The sequence below is a fragment of the Nostoc sp. NOS(2021) genome (assembly GCF_017115025.1).
In the GTDB taxonomy this organism is placed as follows: Bacteria; Cyanobacteriota; Cyanobacteriia; order Cyanobacteriales; family Nostocaceae; genus Nostoc.
This window is the reverse complement of the sequence record NZ_JABXKM010000190.1, coordinates 1-21,987: the sequence shown is the minus strand read 5'-3', so window position 1 is coordinate 21,987 and position 21,987 is coordinate 1. Positions and strand designations below refer to the sequence as shown.

Below are 21,987 nucleotides of genomic sequence, written 5' to 3'. Positions count from 1 at the left end.
ATGATAAAACCTATATACAAACAGACTTTCAACCCAGTCCCCAGTCCCCAGTCCCCTGATATTACTACTAGACATCATCCAGAAATTAAATATGTGTTATCCAGAACCCTTGTAGAGACGTAGCACAGCTACATCTCTACATTTTTTTTCACTCCTATGTCTAATTAGTTTAGTTAAGCACTCAAACTTTCACGAGTTGTTCTGCGGGTGTAGGTGTTCCAAACGTCGAGTTCTGAATATGGACGGCTGGAAAGCATGGCTTTAGTTGCTTCTGTGAGTCCTTGGGCAAGAGTAAAATCTGCCCCAGCGATACTTTGAAGATGCTCCATCTCTGCGTCACTGAGGTCAGTTGCTCGCAGGTCTGTATCTCGCAAATCGGCTCCAGTCAATCGAGCATTCCGCAAGCAAGCCCCTGTCAAATAAGCTTTCGTTAGGTCAGCCCCACTTAAAGCCGCACCTTGCAAATTTGCTCCTGTCAAGTCAGCGCCACTCAGGTAGGCACCACGCAGATTAGCGCCTTGTAAATCTGCATTTCGTAAAGAAGCTGTATTCAGAAAAGCACCATTGAGATTAGCACCCGGCCCTACCGCTCCAGAAGCTTTGTAGTTATATTCTTGGGGCCATTTCGTTTGTGCATCATAACGCGCTACTTGGAGTTTGGCTCCCTCCAAATTTGCACCACTGAGATTTGCTTGTTGGAGGTTAGCACGGTTTAAATAAGCTCCCTGCAAATCAGCCCCACTCAAATCGGCTCCTCGCAGATTAGCGCCTCGCAAATCAGCCCCACTCAGATCGACATTACTCAAGATCACCTCACTGAGGTCGGCTCCTAATAGCTTGGCTTTAGTCAAATTAGCTTGTCGTAAATCAACTTCCCTCAGATTGAATTGGTATAAATCGACCGAATCCAGAGGGATTCCTTTTTTGAGGGCTGTTAAGATTTCTGGAGTTGGACTGGGGCGTTCGCTAGTAATAAGTTGAATTTCACTATTTGTCATCAGCTGATTAAAATATCACTTTTGGAGTTATTCTACACTTTAGCTAAATCGGGACTTGATCTCATAACTCAGTATTCAATAACGCCAAAATTTGATCAAATGAGGTTTCAAAACAGATGCATCTAATACCGCCCTTGACAATGATCGACTTCTTCCGTAAAAGTGAGGGGACATGGTTTACGGAACGCTCCGTTCATCATTTTGACTCGGCAGCGGATGAGTCGGGGGAGTCGAATTTGATTATAAAAATCATGGAAAAGGATGATCCGAAAGTCCAAGAAGTTTGTACAGCCCAAGGGATAGACCCTACTAAAGCAACAGGCGGTGCTAGCTTTGCATGGCAAGCTAACCTAGATACCAGGCTACCGAATACCGATAATGCGGCCATTTTGGTTGATGTTCCCGACGAAACAAGGCGTTCTGGAAAACTGATTCGCAACCAAGGCTATGTTGAGAGCATTCCGGTTGTGAGTCGGTATCAGTTTGCTGATGATGGAGTGCTGACGATTGATACTGACTATGACAACAATCAAGGTCAGGAACGTTGTTGGTTTGTTACGGATGATTTTCGTGTCAGAGTCAGTACAGTACGAATGATGAACGGAGTCAACTTGATGACTTATTGTTCTGAGCGTCGCTGTGTTTCTCAAGAAGTCTTGGAGCAAATGATCAGTCGGAATCATGCTAGGTAGGGAATGGGGAATGGGGAAGAGTTTTCCAATGCCCAATACCCAATGCCCAATGCCCTATTAAGGAATGTTGCTTTGTTTCTCATAAATGAGACGTGCATGATTGCCATCATTTATTTTCATGCAAGGGTTAACAAATCATGCTCCATGTATAAGCCTTTCCTAGAATTTTTAGAAAAAGAGCTATTTCAGCGTTTTGATTTACAAAGTAGGGTCATTCCCCCTGGTTTGGAATCCAAAGTTAGCGATCGCGGCAGAAACCCAGCAACTATTCGCAGTTGGTGTCACCAATGTCAAGAGTTGCGGAAAATTCGCTATACCTACATTGATGCCGGCGAGAGTGCCCAAATTTTTAACAGCGTGGTTTATCCTAGTCATCACTACGATCTACCTCTGTTAGGAATTGACTTTTTATCCTTTGGTAAAGTCAAAAACCTGATTGTGCTTGATTTTCAGCCTTTATTTCAGGATGAAGATTATCAAAAAAAATATATAGTTCCGCTAAAATCTCTCCATGATAAATACCCGGATTTGGCGCAAAACTTAGAAATGAAGTTTTACGATGCCAACCAGTATTTTTCTAAGTACCTATTGTTTGCCAAAACAGATCCTGAAACAGTAGCAACGCGAGTCTTTGAAGCTTTTCAGGATTATTTAAACTTGTATTGGCAAATGTTAGCAGATGCCCAAGCCCTCCAAGACCCTGAAGATATCCAGCGGATTGTCAAAGCCCAAAAAGACTATGACCAATATAGTGCAGACCGCGATCCAGCATCTGGTTTGTTTAGCAGTTACTTTGGTCATGAATGGGCAGAGCGCTTTCTCCATGAATTCTTATTTGAAGATGCTGTTTCCCTAGCAGTTAGTGCCGGCAAAAGATAATCGGTATGGGGCATGGGGCATTGGGCATTGGGGATTATTAATTTTGAATTCGGAGCGAAGCGACCTTGACACTCTATCAACCATTTCTCGATTATGCGATCGCTTACATGCGATCGCGCTTGGATTTACAACCCTATCCTATCCCCACTGGGTTTGAGTCCAAGAGTGCTGTTGTGGGCAAGGGAAAGAATCAGGAAGAGGTTGTCACCACCAGTTATGCTTTTCAAACCGCAAAATTGCGGCAAATTCGTGCAGCTCACGTACAGGGTGGCAATTCGCTGCAAGTGCTGAATTTTGTGATTTTCCCGCGTCTAAACTACGATTTACCCTTTTTTGGGGCGGATCTGGTGACATTGCCAGGAGGACATCTAATTGCTTTAGATATGCAGCCCTTATTTCGCGATGAACCAGCATATCAGGCAAAATATACTGAACCAATTCTGCCTATTTTCCACGCTCATCAACAGCATCTGTCTTGGGGAGGAGATTTTCCAGAAGAAGCCCGGCCTTTTTTCTCTCCCGCTTTTCTGTGGACTCGTCCCCAAGAAACGGCTGTAGTAGAAACTCAGGTGTTTGCCGCTTTCAAAGACTATTTGAAAGCTTATCTAGATTTTGTGGAGCAGGCAGAAGCTGTAACAGATTCCCAAAATTTAGTAGCCATTGAGCAAGCCCAACTGCGATACCTGCGATATCGGGCTGAAAAAGACCCAGCACGAGGGATGTTCAAACGCTTCTATGGTGCCGAATGGACTGAGGAATATATCCACGGCTTTTTATTTGACCTAGAGAGGAATCTCTAGATTACTAGAGTAGAATCTTGGGCATAGTCAATAATTCTGCTAAACCTTATTTTTAAGTAGGGATAGACAAGGCTACACTCCTACGTCTTAAATCTCTCGTCCACCGGAATTTGATAGCCGTTGGCAAGGCGATTGGTCATGTTGGCAGTGGCTGCGATCGCCATTAGTTCCCCGAACATGGTATCATTCATACCTTTGGCACGCGCCGCTGCTGTGTGCGAGGCGATGCAGTACTCACAGCCATTGGTCGCACTCACGGCAATGTAAATTAGTTCGCGCATCAGTGGATCAATCTCACCAGGGCTGGTCATCACTTCCTTCACAGCTTCCCAAGTTCTTTGCAAGCTGGGGGGATGGTTGGCTATAGCTTTCCAAAAGTTATTGATATAGTCATTCTGGCGTGTGGCGCGGATGTCGTCATATACTGCACGTACTTCGTCGCTGGCTTCTTCGTATTCAATCAGCTTAGTCATGTTTCTATTCAACATAGTGGGATGCCCTTCTACGTGAGAAGAGTAGTTTTGTGGATTTAATTAACAATCAGATTGAAAGTTTGACATAGCTGAAAAAACTGCTCATCTGTAAGTTGCAGCACTGGTTTAAGATTGACTGTTAGGGCGTTCATAAGCAGGATAGAGGATGAAGCCTAGAGATTACACTTATTTTATGATGGCATCAGCGATCGCCCCGATAGAATAATAATTTACTAAGCTGTTGCAAATTCTGTAAATTTTCTTACATCTGGAGGCTGAAAAGCTAACACAATCTCGCTGCTATGTACACCTAACTTCATTAATTCAGTCGCTATTCCCTCTTCTGTCCAGTCTTCTTCTATGAAAATTTTTTCATTCTTAATCCGAATATGAACATGAGTATATTTAAGTCTTTTGCTACCTTGCCAATCTACAGTTAACCAGAGATAATGATCGTGATTTTCATCAAACACTAAACAATTTTCAGCAATTTTATCAGGTGATTGACGAGATAATTTATCATATTCAATTAGCACCTGTTTAATTAACTCTCGATATGCTGTTAATTTATCCATAAAGTAATTTCCTCCCTTTCATTGTTAAAAACAATCAGCGATCGCTTCCTGTGCTAAAGCAGACATCGCCTGCTGTGGAAGAGTGAGCGATCGCAATAGTTATTCTGATAAACAAGCATATATCAAGCCTGTCTACGTTTATTTTTAAAATAAAGAAATGCAGTCCGTCTGTGTATATTTGACTTAGAATCCAGAGAAGTGGAAGTGTAAATTTTACTTTTAATTATCAAGAAGTACTACTGCAAGCTCAAAGCCTAACTCCTGAAGAGCAAATACGCTTAATTGAACACTTGTCAAGCTTAATTCGTCAACAGGTGGCGATGACACCTAAGCCAAAGCGTAGTATCCTCGAATTACGTGGGTTAGGTAAAGAAATCTGGAATGGCGTTGATGCTCAAGAATACGTTAATCAGGAACGTGATTCATGGAATGGCTGAAAATGCGGCACAATTAAGGGCAGATTATAACTTAAGAACCCCAGATGCTATTCAGATGGCTACTGCTATTCGTGGAGGTGCATCATTTTTCTTGACAAACGATGCGCGGTTGCCGTCTTTACCAGCATTATCAGTGTTAGTGTTGGATACACTCATAGTTTGAGTCTTTTTTGTATGTTGCGATCGCTGATTGTATGATGGCATTGTAGGCGATCATCTGCATGGAAGAGTGAGCGATGTCTACGACGGGCTATTCGGCGTCGCCTTGCATAAAACCTTAAAAACAAGAGTTTCTCTGTATTTTTACTAATCCATCCAGCTGTATTTGTCTGTTATTTCGGGATGAACCCAATCATTTATGTAACAGCGATCGCCGAAATAGCAAATGCTGTCACCGAAATAGCAAATGTAGTCGCCGAAATAGCAAATGTAGTCGCCGAAATAGCAAATGCTGTCGCTGAAATAACAAATGCGATCGCCGAAATAGCAAATGCTGTCGCCGAAATAGCAAATGCTGTCGCTGAAATAACAAATGCGATCGCCGATATAGCAAATGCTGTCGCCGATATAGCAAATGCTGTCGCCGATATAGTAAATGCTGTCGCCGATATAGCAAATGGAGTCGCCGATATAGCAAATGCGATCGCCGATATAGCAAATGCGATCGCCTGTATGGAAGATGAGCGATCGCCTTGCAGAAAACCTCAAAAATAAAGCGATCGCTGTCGTGGAAGAGTGAGCACGATCGCCTTACAGAAAACCTCAAAAACTAAGCGATCGCTTGTTGTCAAAGAGTCAGCGATCGCCTTTCAGAAAACCTCAAAAATAAAGCGATCGCCTGTATGTAAGAGTGAGTGCGATCGCCTTACAGAAAACCTCAAAAACTAAGCGATCGCCTGTATGGAAGAGTGAGCGTTAGCCTTGCAGAAAACCTCAAAAATAAAGCGTAGACGCGCAGCGGCTTGTCGTTAGACATCGCCTGTTGTGGAAGAATGAGTGTGTTAGCGAAGCTCACCGTAGGTATCGCCTTTCAGAAAACCTCAAAAATAAAGCGATCGCTTGTTGTGGAAGAGCGATCGCCTTACAGAAAACCTCAAAAATAAAGCGTAGACGCGCAGCGGCTTGTCGTTAGACATCGCCTGTTATGATATTGATTACAGTTTTTACCCCTGGTTGTGTTTGTTAAACAACTCTTAAAACCCAAAAGCTAAAGCATCCAACATATATTTACTTTTATCTCGTCCCACTTCTAGATAGATTTCTAATAATTCTTCATAAGCAGTTGCTCCCCCTACAATATTCCAAAATTCATTTCCGATAATTACAGCCTCTTCAAAAGGTAAATAACTTTTTGCCTGTGTCCATTTATAATCAGCTTTGGTTACACCATATGGATTATAAGGCATAGCATAGTAAGCTTGTAATTGGGGACGATTTACACCGCGCAGTAAATGAAATCTAAGTAGACGTTGCAAGACTTCTAAACATTGTCCTTTGTTTGGTTTAGGAGCTTTAATTTCAAATAATAATTCTGTGCCATCTTTGTCCATAATATAAAGGTCAGCGCGAACCACCTTTGTTTTTAAATCATCAGTGCGTCTAGCATTCAAGACTGCTGTTATCATCTGTTCAAAAGTTGGCTTTGCTTGTTCTTTTTTAGCAGCAGATTCGTAATTTTGTTTTTGCAGTTCAGCTTCTGCAAAAGCAGCATTACTGACTTCCGCTTTAACATCATAACCTCGACGTACATCTTGGTGATGTTCTAGAGCAATTAAGCGAGCGCATTCTTCTAGAGAATTTCCCAATCTGGTACTCAAGCCACGTTCAAATTGATTGATACGTATTAATTCTGGTGGTATAAGTGCCGCTTGAAATGGCTTTAATTCTCCGTTAGACGAATATCTTGATAGATACTCTACTGCACTATTAGGCTTTAAAATTTTACGTCCTTTATATTCATCTATCAGACCCTGAATAAAACCCTCTAAATAACCTTTAATTGCTACGTGAGTGTTTAAACTAATAGCTGCCATATTGAAAATTAAACCTGTAGAATTATATTTAACAAAGCTTTTGCTAAATGGTAAACGACAGGAACGGAAACCGCATTACCAAATTGATGCTTCGCTGTACTCTCACTCTCAGCGATTTTAAAAGTTTCTGGAAATCCTTGTAATATAGCATAATCTTTAGCTGTTAAAGGTTTATATTTCTTTTTGATATAAATTTCTTGAATAAAAGTTTGCTTATATGCTTCTGGCTCCTGACATTCTATAGATATAGTTGCAACAAAGTCTCTAGTTCCGGTTGCTGTTAAAGTTGCAATAGCCTCAGCATGAGGCAAGAATATTTTAGAAATTCCATTAATTCCTGAAGAAATTTTAGAATTAACAAATTCATAGCCTTTACCTTCGACAAGATGTAGAATTTCTTTAGCTACTAAAGTGTTTATTTCTTCAATCTGTAAACTAGGAATGAGAGCTTGTAATACTTTAAGCTCTAAAGGATTACCATCTTTAAGTCCATAAATTTTCTTTCTTCTATTTCTCAATATAGTTTGACAAATGAGTTTTTCTCTTAAAGTTGTTTCTATTAAGTCCCAAGAATGAATAGTAGTATGTCCATCTCTAATATCAGCAAAAGTGAAAAAATCATTTAATTCATCTATTTTTTGAAATCTACCTCTAGATGCTGGGATTTTACCATCAGAAAATAAAATTTCTGGTGGAAATTTCTTTTTCGCAAAATTACTATGTTGAATACCAGCAATTACATCATAAAGTTTTAGCTGTTTATCTAAGGAGTGAGGAAAGATAAAAGCCCAGCATTTATCAATATCATTTCTAATTCCAACAATAAATATTCTATCTCTATCTTGAGGTAAACCAAAATCGTAGGAATTAAGCACTTGGTATTTAACTACATAACCACATGCTGTAAGATTATTAAGTATATATTCCAGGCTATTTCTATTTCTTGGCTCTGTTAAACCTTTAACATTTTCAAATATAAATGCCTTGGGCTGGTTAGCTTTGACGACTCTAAAAACATCAATCCATAGCTTACCTCTGGGGTCGTCTAAACCTTGTAATTTACCAGCTATTGACCAAGGTTGACAAGGAACACCGCCAACTAGCAAATCTATTTCAAATGGGAGCTTATTTAAATTAGTAATATCTCCTAAATATGCTTCGTTAGTATTGGCATCACGAATAAAATTATTTTGGTAAACTTTAATAGCTTCTTTATCAATTTCCGAATAGCCTAGACATATTCCTCCTAACTCTTGCAGAGGAATTCTAAATCCACCTATGCCAGCGAATAAATCTATAAATGTAAATTTTGAGTGAGAAATTATGATACTTGCAGGTTCAAATAATTGAAATAATTCTAGTTGTTGAGCATAAACATTTGTCATGACTCTTGTTTTGTTATTCAGTTACCAAATCGCTTCAATATTTAAAATAAACCCCTGTAAAATATCTTCTCCTGACAAAGTAACAGGCGATTCCAACACCTCAACCTCTTGGCCTTGCCGATAAATCTCCACTTGCCGCGATTTCCGATTAATTAACCAACCCAAACGCACACCATTATCTATGTATTCCCTCATCTTTTCCTGAGCAACTTTCAAACTATCACTTGGCGAAAGTAACTCAACAACAAAATCAGGACAAAGTGGTATAAATTTTGTTTGTTGTTCTTGAGTCAGTACATTCCAGCGTTCCAGTCTCAACCAAGAAGCATCAGGTGAACGGTCTGCACCATTGGGAAGTTTAAAACCTGTGGAGGAATCAAAGGCAATACCCAGTTTATTTTGCTCGTTCCAAATCCAAAGTTGAGCAGTTAGCCCAGCGTTACGATTTCCGGTTTCTCCCCCGGTTGGTGGCATGATAATTAGTTCTCCGGTTGCAGTGCGTTCAAATCTCAAATCGCGGTTTGCTTGACAAAGCTGGAAAAACTGCTCATCTGTCAATTCCAGCACAGGTTTCAGGTTGACGGTTAGGGCGTTCATAAGCAGGATAGGCAATGAAGCCTAGAGGTTACACTTATTTTATGATGGTATTATAGAAAGCGATCGCCTGTTATGAAAGAGTGAGCGATGTCTACGACGGGCTACGCCTACGCCTTGCAGAAAACCTCAAAAATAAAGCGATCGCTTGTATGTAAGAGTGAGCGATGTCTACGACGGGCTACGCCTACGCCTTGCAGAAAACCTCAAAAATAAAGCGATCGCTTGTATGTAAGAGTGAGCGATGTCTACGACGGGCTACGCCTACGCCTTGCAGAAAACCTCAAAAATAAAGCGATCGCTTGTATGTAAGAGTGAGCGATGTCTACGACGGGCTACGCCTACGCCTTGCAGAAAACCTCAAAAATAAAGCGATCGCCTTTCAGAAAATCTCAAAAACAAAGCGATCGCCTCTTAGACTTCCAAAATTGCGCCTCCTTGTATTTACAACGAGATTTTGCATATATCCACCTTTTGAAATAAGTAAATATTTATATAATTGTTATATTTATCTATTATTCTTATTAGTTATTTCCTTTTTATACTGAATACCCAGAATTTTGTCTTCTTGCTTAATGAAATAATCATGATTAAAAGAGTAAATTTCTAATCTATCTTCATAGATAACGTGAAGATGATTTTCATACCTAATTGAACGAGGGTAAACTCTCCAACGAACTACAGGCTCAGAAAAATTTATAATTTCTTGATCGCTACATAAAACAGTTAATGACTCATCATATTCTACAATCACGCCAAAATAAGCAGTACCAGCACTAATTATTTTACCTGAATTTGAATCATTTGAAAAAGGTTCCAATAATGAAAAAGCACCTTTATTATCATTAGAGACTTTTGACTGGGTGTAGTGAACAACATCAATACGATTAGAATTAGCCATATAGATTTTCTCTTGGCAACCCCAGCTAAAACCTGATTTTTTAAATACTTCTGTATCAGGAATGATTCTTTTAAAATTCCTATTTCTGCTTTCGATATTACTGTTTTTATTGTTATCCCAGCCAAAAGCTGCAAGAAAGCCTGAGGAAACATAAGAGGAAATATATAAGCTTGCAAAAGCCCAATTTACTAACGAAGAATGCCTATTGCTAACTCTGTAAACTTTGTTATCAACTTCTTCAAGACCAAGTGATTCAATTCCATAGCTATAGTTATTAAGATGTAGTTCAAAAGCACCTTCATCTCCAGCTGCCATACCTATGGTATTTTTTGATGCGCTAATTGATAAAAGCGGACAATCCCACCTGACGGGGCGACGAAATAGGCTAAAAAGCTTATTAGGTAAAGAATGCAGTAATTTATGGTAGAAAAAGATAGGTCTAGTTTTGTCAAGAAGACCTATCTATTGATAATGTTACCTAAATTCTACCAAACACATCTCAGAAGTCAACTGAGTACTGCCAAATATCTCTTGCTACAAATTTTGATAACTGTGCTGCAATCGATTAAAAAAGTCAGTTTAGAAGCTTTGTCCAATGCTTTACCAATTCCTATAACATTTGAAAGTAGAAGAAAGAGGCTTCAGAGATTTTTGTCATTACCAAATCTTTCTATCAAAAAAATTTGGTTCCCAATAGTTACCGCATGGTTATCAACATATTTTGAACCTCAAAAAATAATTTATCTAGCAATTGACCGCACAAATTGGGGTTGTATAAATCTGTTCATGGTTAGTGTAATTTGGGATAAAAGAAGCTTCCCAATATATTTTGAGTTATTATCAAAAATGGGTAGTAGCAATTTGGATGAACAGAAAACAATTTTATCGGAAGTATTACCACTTTTTAATACCTAATTATCCTGTCTGGAATATTCAAATTTTCTTAGTTTTTTATTTGAGATTAACAAGTTTTTAGCTGATAACTTTTTAATTTTCTTTAAAAATAGATTTTTAATTTCTGGATCATTTAATATCGGCTGGTTATTCAGTTTATATAAATAATCACCTTCTATAAAAGCACTTTTTACAAGAAAATCATCTATTTGATCCTTAAAAATTGAACTGATGATGTCATCCCAACGATACACACCTACAGAACCATCCATGTACCACAAATAAAGCCGATTTCTATATATTTGACAATCCCAAAAGTCACCTTCAATTATGAGCTTTAAAGGTTGCATTGTTTTCCACTCCGTATTTTTGTGATGTGATGCTTGGCAATTATTCCGTCGTTCCTCCAAATTTGCAAAATTTTTGTAGAAGGTCTATCTTGTTGATTATTCTGGTAATCAGCAGGATGACCATGCCACTCTTTAGTTTGACTATCATCTCTAAATTTGGCTATTTTTAAAGGTTCTTGTAATGGCGATAAACCTATTTGTTCTAATTTACCTATTTGATTCTGCTTAATTCCCCAACCTGTTTTTTCCTCCAACCAACCTTTTGAAAGAGCTAATTGAAAACAAGTAATTTCTTCATCTTGTGTAATAGTCCATATAGATTTGTTAGGATTTCCACTTCTTCTATGAGAAGGGTTGATTTTATAGGATATTTCCTTCTTATCTGTTTTCAAAGAAGCATTACCATTAAAAGTCATTGAGAATTACACTCTATTATTAAATGGTATGCGTAAAATTACTATATAATTGCTTTTAATAACGTATAATTTATTATAAATTAATAAAAACAGAGTAAGCTAATGCTCTGTCATAAATAGGAAAATAAATGACTATCCTGGGTTGTACAGTTATATTGTGTTTTATTTAGATACACCATCAATGAATCTCTTTCTTCCTTTGTGCCTACCCTGCGTGAACGCCTAATGGCGAATGTGTGAGATTTAAAAATTTGGTTTATTTACCTGACAATTGCTGTAAATTTAAATTATTCAAAAAATAATTATTCACAATTTCTTCTAAACCAATGTCATGACTTGATCATATTCTTCTTTATGGCTTTGCAAAGCATCCCAGAGATCAACTTTTTGCTGAAGATTAAGCCAAAGTCTTGGGCCATTTCCTAAAGCTTTACCAAGACGTATTGCTATATCTACTGTAATTGATCTTTGACCATTAATAATTTCCTGAATTGTTTGATTAGATACTCCTAAATTTTCTGCAAAATTTGTGGTATTAATATCTAAATCATCTAAAATATCTGCAATTACTTCGCCAGGATGTATTGGTCTTACTAATCTATCATCAGTAATATCTTGCCAATTATCCATAATTAATACTTCTTACTTAATAATTTGGTCAACCTTATTTAGCATTGTCTAGCCAATTAAGATCATATTAACACAAGACTTAATGATAATCTTCAAGATTAACATCATAAGCATCACCGTCTTCAAATTTAAAAGTTATACGCCAGTTTCCTGATACCTTAATTGACCAAGTTCCTTTCCTATCTCCTTTTAATTCATGTAAATCATAACCCGGTAATCTAATATCTTCTACAATTAATGCTGAATCTATAACTTCAAGTCTGATCCTAATTTTCTTTTCTAAGTTTGCAGGAACTCCTTTATTAAAATTTTCTCTAAATAAATTTTCTAATGATTTATTTTGAAATGTTTGAATCATTTCAATTTTGACCTTCTTAACCTACATAAATTATTTGACAATGGATGCCTTCATTCTGTTACCACACTAGTCCAAGATTTAACACAAAGCCATTTAACACATCTTCCCCTGACAAGGTAACAGGCGATTCCAACACCTCAACTTCTTTTCCGGGTCTATAAATCTCCACTTGTCGAGATTTGCGATTAATTAACCAACCCAAACGCACACCATTATCTATATATTCCCTCATCTTTTCCTGAGCAACTTTCAAACTATCACTTGGCGAAAGTAACTCAACAACAAAATCAGGACAAAGTGGTATAAATTTTGTTTGTTGTTCTTGAGTCAGTACATTCCAGCGTTCCAGTCTCAACCAAGAAGCATCAGGTGAACGGTCTGCACCATTGGGAAGTTTAAAACCTGTGGAGGAATCAAAGGCAATACCCAGTTTATTTTGCTCGTTCCAAATCCAAAGTTGAGCAGTTAGCCCAGCGTTACGATTTCCGGTTTCTCCCCCGGTTGGTGGCATGATAATTAGTTCTCCGGTTGCAGTGCGTTCAAATCTCAAATCGCGGTTTGCTTGACAAAGCTGGAAAAACTGCTCATCTGTCAATTCCAGCACAGGTTTAAGGTTAACGGTTAGGGCGTTCATCAGCAGTATAGGCAATGAAGCCTAGAGGTTACACTTATTTTATGATGATATTATAGAAAGCGATCGCCTGTTGTCGAAGAGTGTGCGATGTCTACGACGGGCTATTCGGCGTCGCCTTACAGAAAACCTCAAAAACAAAGCGATCGCCTGTTGTCCAAGAGTGAGCGATGTCTACGACGGGCTATTCGGCGTCGCCTTGCTGAAAACCTCAAAAATAAAGCGATCGCCTCTTATGGAAGAGTGAGTGCGATCGCCTTACAGAAAACCTCAAAAATAAAGCGATCGCCTGTTGTGGAAGTGCGATCGCCTTGCAAAAAACCTCAAAAACTAAGCGATCGCTTGTATGGAAGAGTGAGCGTTAGCCTTGCAGAAAACCTCAAAAACTAAGCGATCGCCCTGTATGCAAGAGTGAGTGCGTTAGCGTAGCTCACCGTAGGTATCGCCTTGAAGAAAACCTCAAGAATAAAGCGATCGCCTGTTGTCCAAGAGTGAGTGCGATCGCCTTACAGAAAACCTCAAAAATAAAGCGATCGCTGTTGTGCAAGAGTGAGTGCGATCGCGCTTTGGGTAAATTTTGCAAGGAGCTACCAACACTGTAGTTCCTTGTAAAAGCTGCTAAACTTGTGAAAATTGCAATTTAAGCAATTAAGCTGAAGCTCGTACAGTTTGGGATACTGTCTCCACTACAGGTTTTGGCAATGGTATTAATTCAGCGTCAGGGTCATTAATATCGACTCCATGTGCGTTGTTATATTCTCGCTGAAGAGCCTCAATTTCTTCCTGTGTCATTTTGTCGGCACTAATCAAATACGCAATCAGTTTTCCTCCTAAATTTTGTGCCTGTTGCGCTCTAGCCATAGTTCCTCCAGGAGTTACAAGCACATTTGTCCAAATTTCTGAAGACATCCTCCAATCAATTTTGTTAGCTCGTTGCACTGCTTGATCTAGGCTTATGAGATCACCGCGTATTGCAATAATTACACCTTTGAATAAAGCAATTTGTGCAGCTGATTTAAACAACAGTGAGTATGGATGGTTATCTTTACGCATTTCTGGAATCTGGCTACTGTCGATAAGTGCCTCACGATAAGGCTGCAACTTTTCTAAGACAGTATTCCACAATTGTTCAGCCCATCCATAGTATTCTTCAAGTTCCTCTTCAGTAGGGCGGACAGTTGGATCAAGTGGCACACTATTATGAGCAAGAATGAGCTTGACACTCTCATAAACAACGCTGATGGTTGTCAGCTTCGTGCTTCGAGCCGCAAGAGTGTTGTTCTTCCACTCAACAATTACATCACTGCTGCCGTTTGCCTTCACACCCAATGGTGCTCCATCAAGTAGCAACTTACGCGCAATAATTGCGCTGCGATCATCCTCGCTGGTGATGATATTGTCACCCCGGCTGGTAGTTTTAGCATAGCGGTTGACCTTGTTGAAGATGCGCCGAGTTTTCTCGTTATCTTCATGATTTATGAAAATGACGCATATATCATCGTTTGGCACTTCCTCACGGCACTCTCCACTTACCTCATCTGGCTTCTTGATGACCATTTCAAGAGCTAAAAGGCGGTGCTGACCGTCTAACATAATGAGAGATCCACCATCAATCGTGATGACACCTATATCATCTGCTACTGATTGGTAGGCTCGTGGAGCTTTGCTAGATACCCAATCTTTGATGCTGTCAAAGTAAATCTCTCCTTTGTATACCAGTACAATCACTGCACCAAAGAAGCGATCCTGTGTTCCAGCAATGTAAGGAGCAATCTCTCCTTTAATTCGTTTTAGGTCTGGTTCACGTTGCATTCGCTCCTCAATGCTCATTCCTTTCCATTCTTCGAGTGAGCTGGCAGCACGTACCCCTTGTACCAGATCGCGTGCGCTCATTTTTGCTTGGTAAAAGTCAGTATTACCCATCCGTCCTTTTACACATGGGATAACTAAAGCCATTGATTTGCTCCTAGTAAAATTGAGTTTTAAGAAAAATCTTACGCTTGTTTTTGTAAACAGCTATCGTATAAACTTGTCTATCTTAGATGTTTGCACAAACATTATAAGAATGTCAACAAAAAAAAACGATGTTTATACAAACATCGGTTGTCAACACGATATAAACGCAGAAAGCACGGTATCACCGTGCCTTCTACCTTATTGATGATGTATCAACTTACTCAATTCCTTCAATCCGGTCTTCAACCTCTTGGTACAACTCGCGCAGACGATCTAAATTCTCGTCGCTAGTCTCCCAATAACCGCGTCCATTCACTTCCAACAAAGTTGATACAATCTTGCGGAAAGAATGGGGATTAAGGTTCAGCAACCGCTTCTGCATTTCTTCATCTTTGATGAAGGTTTCGTTAGTATCCTCATAAATCCAGTTATCCACAGCGCCAGCAGTCGCACTCCAACCCGTTGTATTCACCAACCGCTTGGAGAGTTCGCGCACACCTTCGTAACCGTGAGATAACATCCCCTCGTACCACTTGGGATTTAATAATTTAGTACGCGCATCCAAACGCACGGTTTCTGATAATGTCCGCACCTGTGCATTAGCTGTGGTTGTATCTGCAATATAAGATGCTGGTTTTTTACCATCACCCCGCAGACTTGCCACCAGCTTAGTAGGATCAGAATCAAAGTAGTGGGAAACGTCCGTTAAGCTAATCTCGGAAGAATCGAGATTTTGGAAAGTTGCATCAGCAGTTTTCAATGTACTTTCAAAAATCTGCCGGGATTCGTCCATGATTCCGGGGTTATCGGAATTGAAGGAGAAGGATTTCCGGTTGAGATACATTTCCTGCAACTCGGCTTCGCTATCCCAAGTGCTGTTTTCTACCGCCAAGTTGATATTTGACGAGTAGGAACCAGAAGCGTTGGAGAAAACGCGCGTCGCTGCTTGACGCAGATTAATTCCCATTTCCTCAGCTTGCTGCAAAGCGTGTTTGCGAACAAAGTTCATTTCTAAAGGTTCATCTGCCTCAGCCGCCATCTTCACGCCTTGGTCTAGCAGATTCATTTGGTTGATGAACAAGTCGCGGAATACACCAGAACAGTTGATTACCACATCAATTCTGGGGCGTCCCAACTCTTCTAAAGATATCAATTCCAACTTGTTCACCCGTCCCAAGGCATCGGGAACTGGACGCACGCCCACCATCCACATAATTTGCGCTAGGGATTCGCCGTAAGTTTTGATGTTATCGGTTCCCCAGAGGACGCAGGCGATGGTTTCTGGCCATTTTCCTTCGTTTTCCGCCTTGTTACGGATCAAGAGCCTGTCTACAACGATTTTGGCTGATTGTACTGCTGCTGTTGTTGGGATGGATTGAGGATCTAAAGCATGGATATTCTTACCTGTGGGCAATACATCCGGGTTGCGGATAGGATCGCCACCAGGGCCAGGTAGGATGTATTCACCTTCCAAGCCTCTGAGTAATGCCCCTAGTTCGTTATCGGCACAAACTTGCTGGAGGCAGAATTCCAAATACTCAAATAGGGGTTTGAGTGTGGCTGTGTCAACTTTGGGATAAGCTGCTTTATGCAATGATTCTACCCAAGGTTCTTTTTTGCCCATGTTGAAGAAATTCAACCGGGAAACCAGAGAAACTCGCCCTTCCGCGTCGATTTGCTCTTGGACAAGGGCGGTAACTGCTGCACGGGTTGCTAAGGTGATATCTTGCAATAACTGGACATCTTGTAAAATGCCTCTGTCATTATTTTGGTAAATATCATCAATGTTACGCCCAATGCTGTTAGCGATAATTCCCGGTAAGCCTTGAAGTCCTTCTTCTTGACGATCTAGACTAGCAATGTTAACCAGAGTTGCGATCGCTTCTTCTGCACTTGGCGGTTTACCAATGACGTGCAACCCACAAGGCAACAACCGCGACTCAATTTCCATCAACTTGCGGTAAACGTTGCCAACAATATTATCGCGATCGTCGGCACTCATCTCCTTGGCATCGGTTTCTGGCAGGTTAATATCCTTATCCAGATTCACAATCCGGCATTTATCCATGATGCTGTTGACAATGGGAATGCCGCGTCCACTATCTTTCAAAGTTTGGTAAGAAGCAATTAACTCGCTGAGTTCCTTCAAGCCTTTATACAAACCAGCATTTTCTGCCGGCGGTGTCAAGTAGGAAATTGTTTCGGCATAACTCCGGCGTTTGGCAATTGTTGCTTCACTCGGATTATTCGCTGCGTAGTAATACAGGTTGGGAATTGAGCCAATCAAGTTATCTGGATAACAGTCACCAGACATCCCCATCTGTTTACCTGGCATGAATTCCAAGGAACCGTGGGTACCAAAGTGCAGTACAGCATCAGCTTTCCAAACTTGCTCTAGGTATGTGTAGTAGGCAGCAAAACCGTGGTGAGGACTAGCTGAACGGGAGAATAACAACCGCATCGGGTCGCCTTCGTAACCAAATGTGGGTTGGACACCGATAAAAACGTTACCGAATTGCTTACCATAAATCAGCAAGTTTTGCCCGTCGCTGTTGAGATGTCCGGGAGGTGGGCCCCAGTTTTCCTCTAAACGTTGAGAGTATGGGGTCAACGCCTCATACTCAGGAACCGACATTTTGTAAGCAACGTTCAGTTCTGGGCTATTGTACTGCGCTTGGGCGTCGTGGATGACTTCTTGCATCAACGCTTCGGCGGATTCTGGCAATTCTGGTAAGTCGTAGCCGTTATTTTTGAGGGCTTTCATCACCTCGTAGATTGAGCCGAATACATCCAAGTAGGCGGCGGTTCCGACGTTGCCTTTATCTGGCGGGAAGCTGAAAACGGTGATGGCGACTTTCTTATCCAGCTTCGGCTTGCGGCGGAGGTTAGCCCATTTTAAGGCGCGTTCGGCTACAGCTTCCACCCGATCGCGCAGTGCGATCGCTTTCCCGGTAGTCCCATCCCTACCTGATAATACAATCGGCTCAATTGCCCCATCCAATTCGGGAATCGCAATTTGCAAAGCTACTTGTATCGGATGTAACCCTAAATCGCTATCCATCCACTCTTCTGTGGTTTGGAATACTAAGGGTAACGCCACCATATAAGGACGGTTTAAGCGTTTGAGTGATTCAATTGCTTTGGGATGATCTTGTCTGGCTGGGCCACCCACTAAAGCAAAACCAGTCAGCGATATCACTGCATCTACTAACTGTATGTTGGTAGTTGGTTCATAGAAGTAGGCATCTACAGGTTTGGAGAAATCCAAACCACCAGCAAAAACTGGTAATACCCGTGCCCCTAGTGCTTCCAACTCCTGCACCATTGCTACATAATGGGCATCATCCCCTGTAACTAGGTGAGTGCGTTGCAATACTAACCCGACACAAGGAGCTAAGGGATCTTTAAGATCGCTAGAAATATCCTTACGAGCTGTATACCAATTGAGGTACTCTCTGACATCTTCAAACATACTGGGAGCCAAAGGATGCCAAATCCCTAAATCGGGATAAACCACTGGCTGTTGATATGTAGAAGGTGCAAAATTTTGTTTCTCTAAATCTTTCAATACGTATTTATCAGCTAGCATCAGCAAGAAGTTTTCCAGGTTTTCTGGAGAACCACCTAGCCAATACTGAAAACTGAGCATGAAATTTCGGGCATCCTGTGCCTTATCCATTGGTAGAAACTTCAGCACTTGCGGCAGTGTTCGCAAAAGCTTCAGCATCCCATCTTGGAAACCCGCGCCGGATTTTTCTTTGCGTTTCCGCATGAATTGCGCGATCGCACTTTTTGACTGACCCAATTGTGCCAGGGAAAAGCTGCCCATTTTACTCAGGCGCATTACTTCTGGCATCGAGGGAAAGACAACGGAAACATCCAGGCGATCGCGGTGTGGTTCTACTGCTGCTACTACTTTCTGTGCTAAGTCTTCGATGAAAATGAGGGAAGCGATGAAGATATTCGCACTCTCAATTTCTCGTTTGAACTCCTCATAGTTCTCTGGGTCGCGGAGTTCCTCAATCAAGTACCCACTGATTTCAATCGCCAAGTCGGGATTGTTCGCGTTAATCGTGCGAACCGCTTGCGACAAAGCACTCTGGTACTGGGACTCAAGCACGACATAGACCACCTTGATTAAATTACGTCCGCGTAAATTATCAGGCGCAATGTGTCTAATGGTGGACTTGACGTGTGTGAACATGCTTCTTCGGCTCCTTTGATGCGTGTTCTCTACTGGAAGTTCTTAGCGGCATCAGCCGCCACAGTTGACTTCGTTATTTTTCGGCAATATGTGTTTTTTATCAGAAAACGCTTGCCCACTGGGCATTTTATCGTCTATCTGACACAAATCGATATAAAAAACGAAATATTTATTTGTAATTCTTTACTGTGTATAAAATTTATTACTCACTTGTTTGTAAATTTTTTGTTACATATTAATAGTATAGTTAAATAACTATTTAGCGATTTTAGTGCAGTTACAAAACAAAACTTGCATAGACAGACTTTTAATTCTATAGTCATAATTTATACTAAATAGTAGATAAACAGGGTTTCTTTCGGGTTAAATTGAGAGATTATCAACCAGTACAGTTCAGTTAAGGATTTTTTGGAGAACCATAGATAGACCTGTAGAGACGCGAAATTTCGCGTCTCTACACTGTCCACTACATAAAGGTTTTAGTCTTATCTGAATCGTATTGGATTATCAAAACCAAACAACAGAAACCCGTTATCTGCTTCCGAACAAGCAACTTTTATTTAGCTAATATTGGCTTGCTATTTAAAGTATCCAGAATTCCGTCATGAAATTTATTTACTGAAGACAAAACTCCATTTTCTTTATCATTCAGTAATGAGTCTTTTACCTCATCCAAATAATTGTTGAGGTTTTCTCTTAGAATTGGTCTTTCTACTTTAACTGTATGATAATGCTCCCAGATATCCCATGCTAAAACTCCTAAGCCAGCAATAGGATTAAGTAGTTCTAAACCTAAAAGTCCAGCAGCAACTTCACCTGTCCCTTCTGTTGCTACCTTTGTTGCAGTTTTAGTTGCTATTTTAGCAACTATTTTAGAAGTTGCTTTACTCACAGTTGCCGTAGCAATTTTCTTAGTACCAATAACACTAACAGCTTTCATCATTGCACTTGCAGCTAGATAACCTGTACCACGGGAAAGTGCGCGAATAGAGAGATTTTGCTCTTTGCTACCTGTATTATATGTTGTACTTCCTAAACCTTCTAAAAATTCCTCCCAAACAGGTTGGGGAATCTGATACTGACTTTGGATTCCTGCTAATTTTTGATTAGCTTCGGATACATATTTATCAATTGCTTCTCTTGTAAAACGTTCCATCTCAAGTTGCATTGATGATGGTTGGAGAACTTTTTTCGTAAATTCATTTTGGAAACTTCCAATTAATTTTTCAGCTTTTTCTTCTTCTGAAGTAGCACTAACATTTACCCAAATAGCTTCTACACCAACACCCCACTGAGTAAAATAATTGTAGTACCAATCGAGAAACGGATGGTCTACACGTCGCATTACCTCATCATGCCATTGTTCCAGATTATTCGATGCAGATGCTCTGGCACTAACTAATGCCTTGCCAAGAGCATTTGCAACATCATCAGACATTTGAGATAGCTTTTGTTCAGGAATGTTAATGGTGACAGTATTTGATTTACGTTTAGATGCATCGCTGATGTGATTGAGCGAAAAATTACCCCATACTTGAATAATGATTATGAAAACAACACCAATCCAAATGAATTTAGATGCAGATTTAATAAAATCACTATAGGCGCGAATACGCTCTGTCTTCTGAGAAAAAGTTCCATCATCAACAGGGTTGGATGGTGAATTAGGTTTAAATAAGGCAACAAACAGCTTGTTTAAACCTGATAGTATAGGTTGTAAAAATGAACTTATATTTTTATAAAAATCTGCTTTTTGTACTCCTTCAATCGTTTGATTATTTTCCCCTGATTGAGATACAGGATTTTGAGTTAATTCTTGTTCTTGATTAGTGTTCATAGTCAATTTTGTTGTTTTAAGTATCGATTAATAAGATAGTAAAAAGTATCTTAGCTATGCAAGTTTTGTCAAATAATCCTTTATCTTCAACTTCAAATCGCTTGAAATAGGGTAGGATTCAATCTCGCGTTCTATATCTGATTTAGATTTCCCTTGTGTTCTAAGTTGCTCTACAGTAGACTTAAAAATTGCTTCAAATCCATACTCAGCTAATCCTTGTGACATTAGAGAGAGCAAGACAAGTACAGCAATTCCTCCAAGCATTCCCAATGGTCCACCGAGTACTGCTAAAGCTGTAGTTATTGCAGCCGCTCCAGCCCATCCCGTAAAAGCCATAGCAACCAAAAGTACAAGACCAGGCACACCTAATGCCGCGATTTTGTCAACTAGCTTATCCATAATAGAACACCCAAAATGATGTAACTTTTGTTTCTTTAGTCTCAGTATATTTTAACTAAAAGCTAATTCTCCCCTAGCTGCCATCAGGGATAATGGTAAGATTACATCAGGAAATTTAAGGCAATCTTCAAAATTTGATTATGGCATCCAGCAATGAACCCTTTACACAAGCAGCGAATAGCTGGGACTTGGAAACCCTTTACTCCGATTTGTCATCAGTGAAAGGTAAGCGTTTGACACCAGTGGAAAAGCGACACTTACGAGGTTTGCTTTGTGGCTTCAGTCCGGCTGAAATCGCTGAGAAACTTGGTAAAAATGGGAAGGGTGTGGAAACTGACCTCTGTGCAACTATATATAGGTATGTAAAAAGTCTGTTGGATAAGTCTGATGAAAAGTTAGAAAATTGGCGAAATATTTCTGAATGGCTTGATGATGCAGGGTATAAAAATCAGTCGATAAAGGTTCCAGGCTTAGATTTATCGCCTGATAAAGCAGTAGTTAATGTAACTAATATAAATATTGAAAATAATCAAATAGTTATTGGT

27 protein-coding genes and 2 pseudogenes are annotated in these 21,987 nt (G+C 40.1%); 11 read left to right on the top strand and 18 right to left on the bottom strand.

The features are described from left to right. Nucleotides 1-173 precede the first annotated feature (173 nt). Nucleotides 174-998, bottom strand: coding sequence for a pentapeptide repeat-containing protein (locus tag HWQ41_RS21610; protein WP_292767315.1), 825 nt, complete (start codon nucleotides 996-998; stop codon nucleotides 174-176). Between the two features lie 116 nt (nucleotides 999-1,114). On the opposite strand from HWQ41_RS21610, the gene HWQ41_RS21605 reads away from it, so the two are divergent. From HWQ41_RS21605 to HWQ41_RS21595, 3 genes are all read left to right on the top strand, one after another. Further along, nucleotides 1,115-1,690, top strand: a complete 576-nt coding sequence (locus HWQ41_RS21605) for a phycobiliprotein lyase (RefSeq protein WP_292767313.1) — start codon at nucleotides 1,115-1,117, stop codon at nucleotides 1,688-1,690. A 144-nt stretch (nucleotides 1,691-1,834) separates the two neighbouring features. Then, nucleotides 1,835-2,569, top strand: coding sequence for a 15,16-dihydrobiliverdin:ferredoxin oxidoreductase (locus tag HWQ41_RS21600; protein ID WP_292767311.1), 735 nt, complete (start codon nucleotides 1,835-1,837; stop codon nucleotides 2,567-2,569). A gap of 65 nt (nucleotides 2,570-2,634) precedes the next feature. Further along, nucleotides 2,635-3,369, top strand: a complete 735-nt coding sequence (locus HWQ41_RS21595; protein WP_292767309.1) for a phycoerythrobilin:ferredoxin oxidoreductase — start codon at nucleotides 2,635-2,637, stop codon at nucleotides 3,367-3,369. An 80-nt stretch (nucleotides 3,370-3,449) separates the two neighbouring features. Here the strand turns inward: HWQ41_RS21595 and HWQ41_RS21590 are convergent, their stop codons facing one another. The 3 genes and pseudogenes from HWQ41_RS21590 to HWQ41_RS21580 form a co-directional block, all read right to left on the bottom strand. Next, nucleotides 3,450-3,842 (bottom strand): carboxymuconolactone decarboxylase family protein, encoded by a 393-nt coding sequence (locus HWQ41_RS21590; protein WP_292767306.1) that lies wholly within the window; start codon nucleotides 3,840-3,842, stop codon nucleotides 3,450-3,452. Nucleotides 3,843-3,922: 80 nt separating this feature from the next. Next, a pseudogene (locus tag HWQ41_RS21585) lies at nucleotides 3,923-3,994 on the bottom strand (Uma2 family endonuclease); the annotation flags it as partial. Between the two features lie 81 nt (nucleotides 3,995-4,075). Beyond that, nucleotides 4,076-4,417, bottom strand: coding sequence for a XisI protein (locus HWQ41_RS21580; RefSeq protein ID WP_292767303.1), 342 nt, complete (start codon nucleotides 4,415-4,417; stop codon nucleotides 4,076-4,078). Nucleotides 4,418-4,846: 429 nt separating this feature from the next. On the opposite strand from HWQ41_RS21580, the gene HWQ41_RS21575 reads away from it, so the two are divergent. From HWQ41_RS21575 to HWQ41_RS21565, 3 genes are all read left to right on the top strand, one after another. Next, nucleotides 4,847-5,017 (top strand): PIN domain-containing protein, encoded by a 171-nt coding sequence (locus HWQ41_RS21575; protein WP_292767299.1) that lies wholly within the window; start codon nucleotides 4,847-4,849, stop codon nucleotides 5,015-5,017. A 179-nt stretch (nucleotides 5,018-5,196) separates the two neighbouring features. Beyond that, nucleotides 5,197-5,568: a hypothetical protein gene (locus HWQ41_RS21570; protein WP_292767296.1), complete on the top strand. Its 372-nt coding sequence runs from the start codon at nucleotides 5,197-5,199 to the stop codon at nucleotides 5,566-5,568. A 21-nt stretch (nucleotides 5,569-5,589) separates the two neighbouring features. Then, complete coding sequence (locus HWQ41_RS21565; protein ID WP_292767293.1) at nucleotides 5,590-5,742, top strand: hypothetical protein; 153 nt, start codon at nucleotides 5,590-5,592, stop codon at nucleotides 5,740-5,742. Nucleotides 5,743-6,047: 305 nt separating this feature from the next. Here HWQ41_RS21565 and HWQ41_RS21560 read toward each other — a convergent pair whose 3' ends face one another. From HWQ41_RS21560 to HWQ41_RS21550, 3 genes are read right to left on the bottom strand one after another with little or no spacing between them, the layout of a single operon-like run. Next, nucleotides 6,048-6,887, bottom strand: a complete 840-nt coding sequence (locus HWQ41_RS21560) for a TdeIII family type II restriction endonuclease (protein WP_292767291.1) — start codon at nucleotides 6,885-6,887, stop codon at nucleotides 6,048-6,050. An 8-nt stretch (nucleotides 6,888-6,895) separates the two neighbouring features. Further along, on the bottom strand, nucleotides 6,896-8,272 hold the full coding sequence (locus tag HWQ41_RS21555; RefSeq protein WP_292767289.1) for a DNA cytosine methyltransferase: 1,377 nt from the start codon (nucleotides 8,270-8,272) through the stop codon (nucleotides 6,896-6,898). Between the two features lie 21 nt (nucleotides 8,273-8,293). Continuing rightward, a complete protein-coding gene (locus tag HWQ41_RS21550) occupies nucleotides 8,294-8,869 on the bottom strand; it encodes a Uma2 family endonuclease (RefSeq protein WP_292767286.1) in 576 nt (191 codons plus the stop codon). 87 nt (nucleotides 8,870-8,956) lie between these two features. Between HWQ41_RS21550 and HWQ41_RS21545 the strand changes: the two genes are divergently transcribed. Both HWQ41_RS21545 and HWQ41_RS21540 read left to right on the top strand, forming a co-directional pair. Next, nucleotides 8,957-9,082: a hypothetical protein gene (locus HWQ41_RS21545; protein WP_292767283.1), complete on the top strand. Its 126-nt coding sequence runs from the start codon at nucleotides 8,957-8,959 to the stop codon at nucleotides 9,080-9,082. 105 nt (nucleotides 9,083-9,187) lie between these two features. Then, nucleotides 9,188-9,349 (top strand): hypothetical protein, encoded by a 162-nt coding sequence (locus HWQ41_RS21540; protein ID WP_292767281.1) that lies wholly within the window; start codon nucleotides 9,188-9,190, stop codon nucleotides 9,347-9,349. A 25-nt stretch (nucleotides 9,350-9,374) separates the two neighbouring features. On the opposite strand, the gene HWQ41_RS21535 is transcribed toward HWQ41_RS21540, so the two are convergent. Continuing rightward, the gene (locus tag HWQ41_RS21535) at nucleotides 9,375-10,082 is read right to left on the bottom strand and encodes a hypothetical protein (RefSeq protein WP_292767278.1); all 708 of its coding nucleotides are present in this window, start codon (nucleotides 10,080-10,082) and stop codon (nucleotides 9,375-9,377) included. Between the two features lie 156 nt (nucleotides 10,083-10,238). Between HWQ41_RS21535 and HWQ41_RS21530 the strand changes: the two are divergent. Further along, nucleotides 10,239-10,676: pseudogene (locus tag HWQ41_RS21530) on the top strand (IS4 family transposase); the annotation flags it as partial. Nucleotides 10,677-10,678: 2 nt separating this feature from the next. Here HWQ41_RS21530 and HWQ41_RS21525 read toward each other — a convergent pair. The 5 genes from HWQ41_RS21525 to HWQ41_RS21505 all read right to left on the bottom strand — a co-directional run bounded on the left by HWQ41_RS21525 (nucleotide 10,679) and on the right by HWQ41_RS21505 (nucleotide 13,049). Then, nucleotides 10,679-11,011 carry a hypothetical protein gene (locus tag HWQ41_RS21525; protein ID WP_292767275.1) on the bottom strand — a complete coding sequence of 111 codons (333 nt, stop codon included), beginning with the start codon at nucleotides 11,009-11,011 and terminating at the stop codon, nucleotides 10,679-10,681. Then, nucleotides 10,999-11,427 (bottom strand): hypothetical protein, encoded by a 429-nt coding sequence (locus HWQ41_RS21520; RefSeq protein ID WP_292767272.1) that lies wholly within the window; start codon nucleotides 11,425-11,427, stop codon nucleotides 10,999-11,001. The genes HWQ41_RS21525 and HWQ41_RS21520 overlap by 13 nt, the downstream gene beginning before the upstream one ends. A 318-nt stretch (nucleotides 11,428-11,745) precedes the next feature. Beyond that, complete coding sequence (locus HWQ41_RS21515) at nucleotides 11,746-12,057, bottom strand: HigA family addiction module antitoxin (protein WP_292767270.1); 312 nt, start codon at nucleotides 12,055-12,057, stop codon at nucleotides 11,746-11,748. A gap of 79 nt (nucleotides 12,058-12,136) precedes the next feature. Beyond that, nucleotides 12,137-12,415: a type II toxin-antitoxin system RelE/ParE family toxin gene (locus HWQ41_RS21510; RefSeq protein WP_292767268.1), complete on the bottom strand. Its 279-nt coding sequence runs from the start codon at nucleotides 12,413-12,415 to the stop codon at nucleotides 12,137-12,139. Between the two features lie 58 nt (nucleotides 12,416-12,473). Continuing rightward, nucleotides 12,474-13,049 carry a Uma2 family endonuclease gene (locus tag HWQ41_RS21505; RefSeq protein ID WP_292767266.1) on the bottom strand — a complete coding sequence of 192 codons (576 nt, stop codon included), beginning with the start codon at nucleotides 13,047-13,049 and terminating at the stop codon, nucleotides 12,474-12,476. An 87-nt stretch (nucleotides 13,050-13,136) separates the two neighbouring features. On the opposite strand from HWQ41_RS21505, the gene HWQ41_RS21500 reads away from it, so the two are divergent. Further along, a complete protein-coding gene (locus tag HWQ41_RS21500; RefSeq protein WP_292767263.1) occupies nucleotides 13,137-13,436 on the top strand; it encodes a hypothetical protein in 300 nt (99 codons plus the stop codon). Between the two features lie 40 nt (nucleotides 13,437-13,476). On the opposite strand, the gene HWQ41_RS21495 is transcribed toward HWQ41_RS21500, so the two are convergent. The 5 genes from HWQ41_RS21495 to HWQ41_RS21475 all read right to left on the bottom strand — a co-directional run bounded on the left by HWQ41_RS21495 (nucleotide 13,477) and on the right by HWQ41_RS21475 (nucleotide 21,442). Then, nucleotides 13,477-13,629 (bottom strand): hypothetical protein, encoded by a 153-nt coding sequence (locus tag HWQ41_RS21495; protein ID WP_292767260.1) that lies wholly within the window; start codon nucleotides 13,627-13,629, stop codon nucleotides 13,477-13,479. A 65-nt stretch (nucleotides 13,630-13,694) separates the two neighbouring features. Continuing rightward, nucleotides 13,695-15,002: a DNA sulfur modification protein DndB gene (locus HWQ41_RS21490; RefSeq protein ID WP_292767258.1), complete on the bottom strand. Its 1,308-nt coding sequence runs from the start codon at nucleotides 15,000-15,002 to the stop codon at nucleotides 13,695-13,697. 217 nt (nucleotides 15,003-15,219) lie between these two features. Continuing rightward, nucleotides 15,220-19,206, bottom strand: a complete 3,987-nt coding sequence (locus HWQ41_RS21485) for a magnesium chelatase subunit H (RefSeq protein ID WP_292767256.1) — start codon at nucleotides 19,204-19,206, stop codon at nucleotides 15,220-15,222. A 556-nt stretch (nucleotides 19,207-19,762) separates the two neighbouring features. After that, complete coding sequence (locus HWQ41_RS21480; RefSeq protein WP_292767254.1) at nucleotides 19,763-21,043, bottom strand: hypothetical protein; 1,281 nt, start codon at nucleotides 21,041-21,043, stop codon at nucleotides 19,763-19,765. 54 nt (nucleotides 21,044-21,097) lie between these two features. Continuing rightward, on the bottom strand, nucleotides 21,098-21,442 hold the full coding sequence (locus tag HWQ41_RS21475; RefSeq protein ID WP_292767251.1) for a hypothetical protein: 345 nt from the start codon (nucleotides 21,440-21,442) through the stop codon (nucleotides 21,098-21,100). Between the two features lie 140 nt (nucleotides 21,443-21,582). Here HWQ41_RS21475 and HWQ41_RS21470 point away from each other — a divergent pair. Then, the coding region (locus HWQ41_RS21470) for a helix-turn-helix domain-containing protein (RefSeq protein ID WP_292767248.1) at nucleotides 21,583-21,987 on the top strand (405 nt) is incomplete at its 3' end.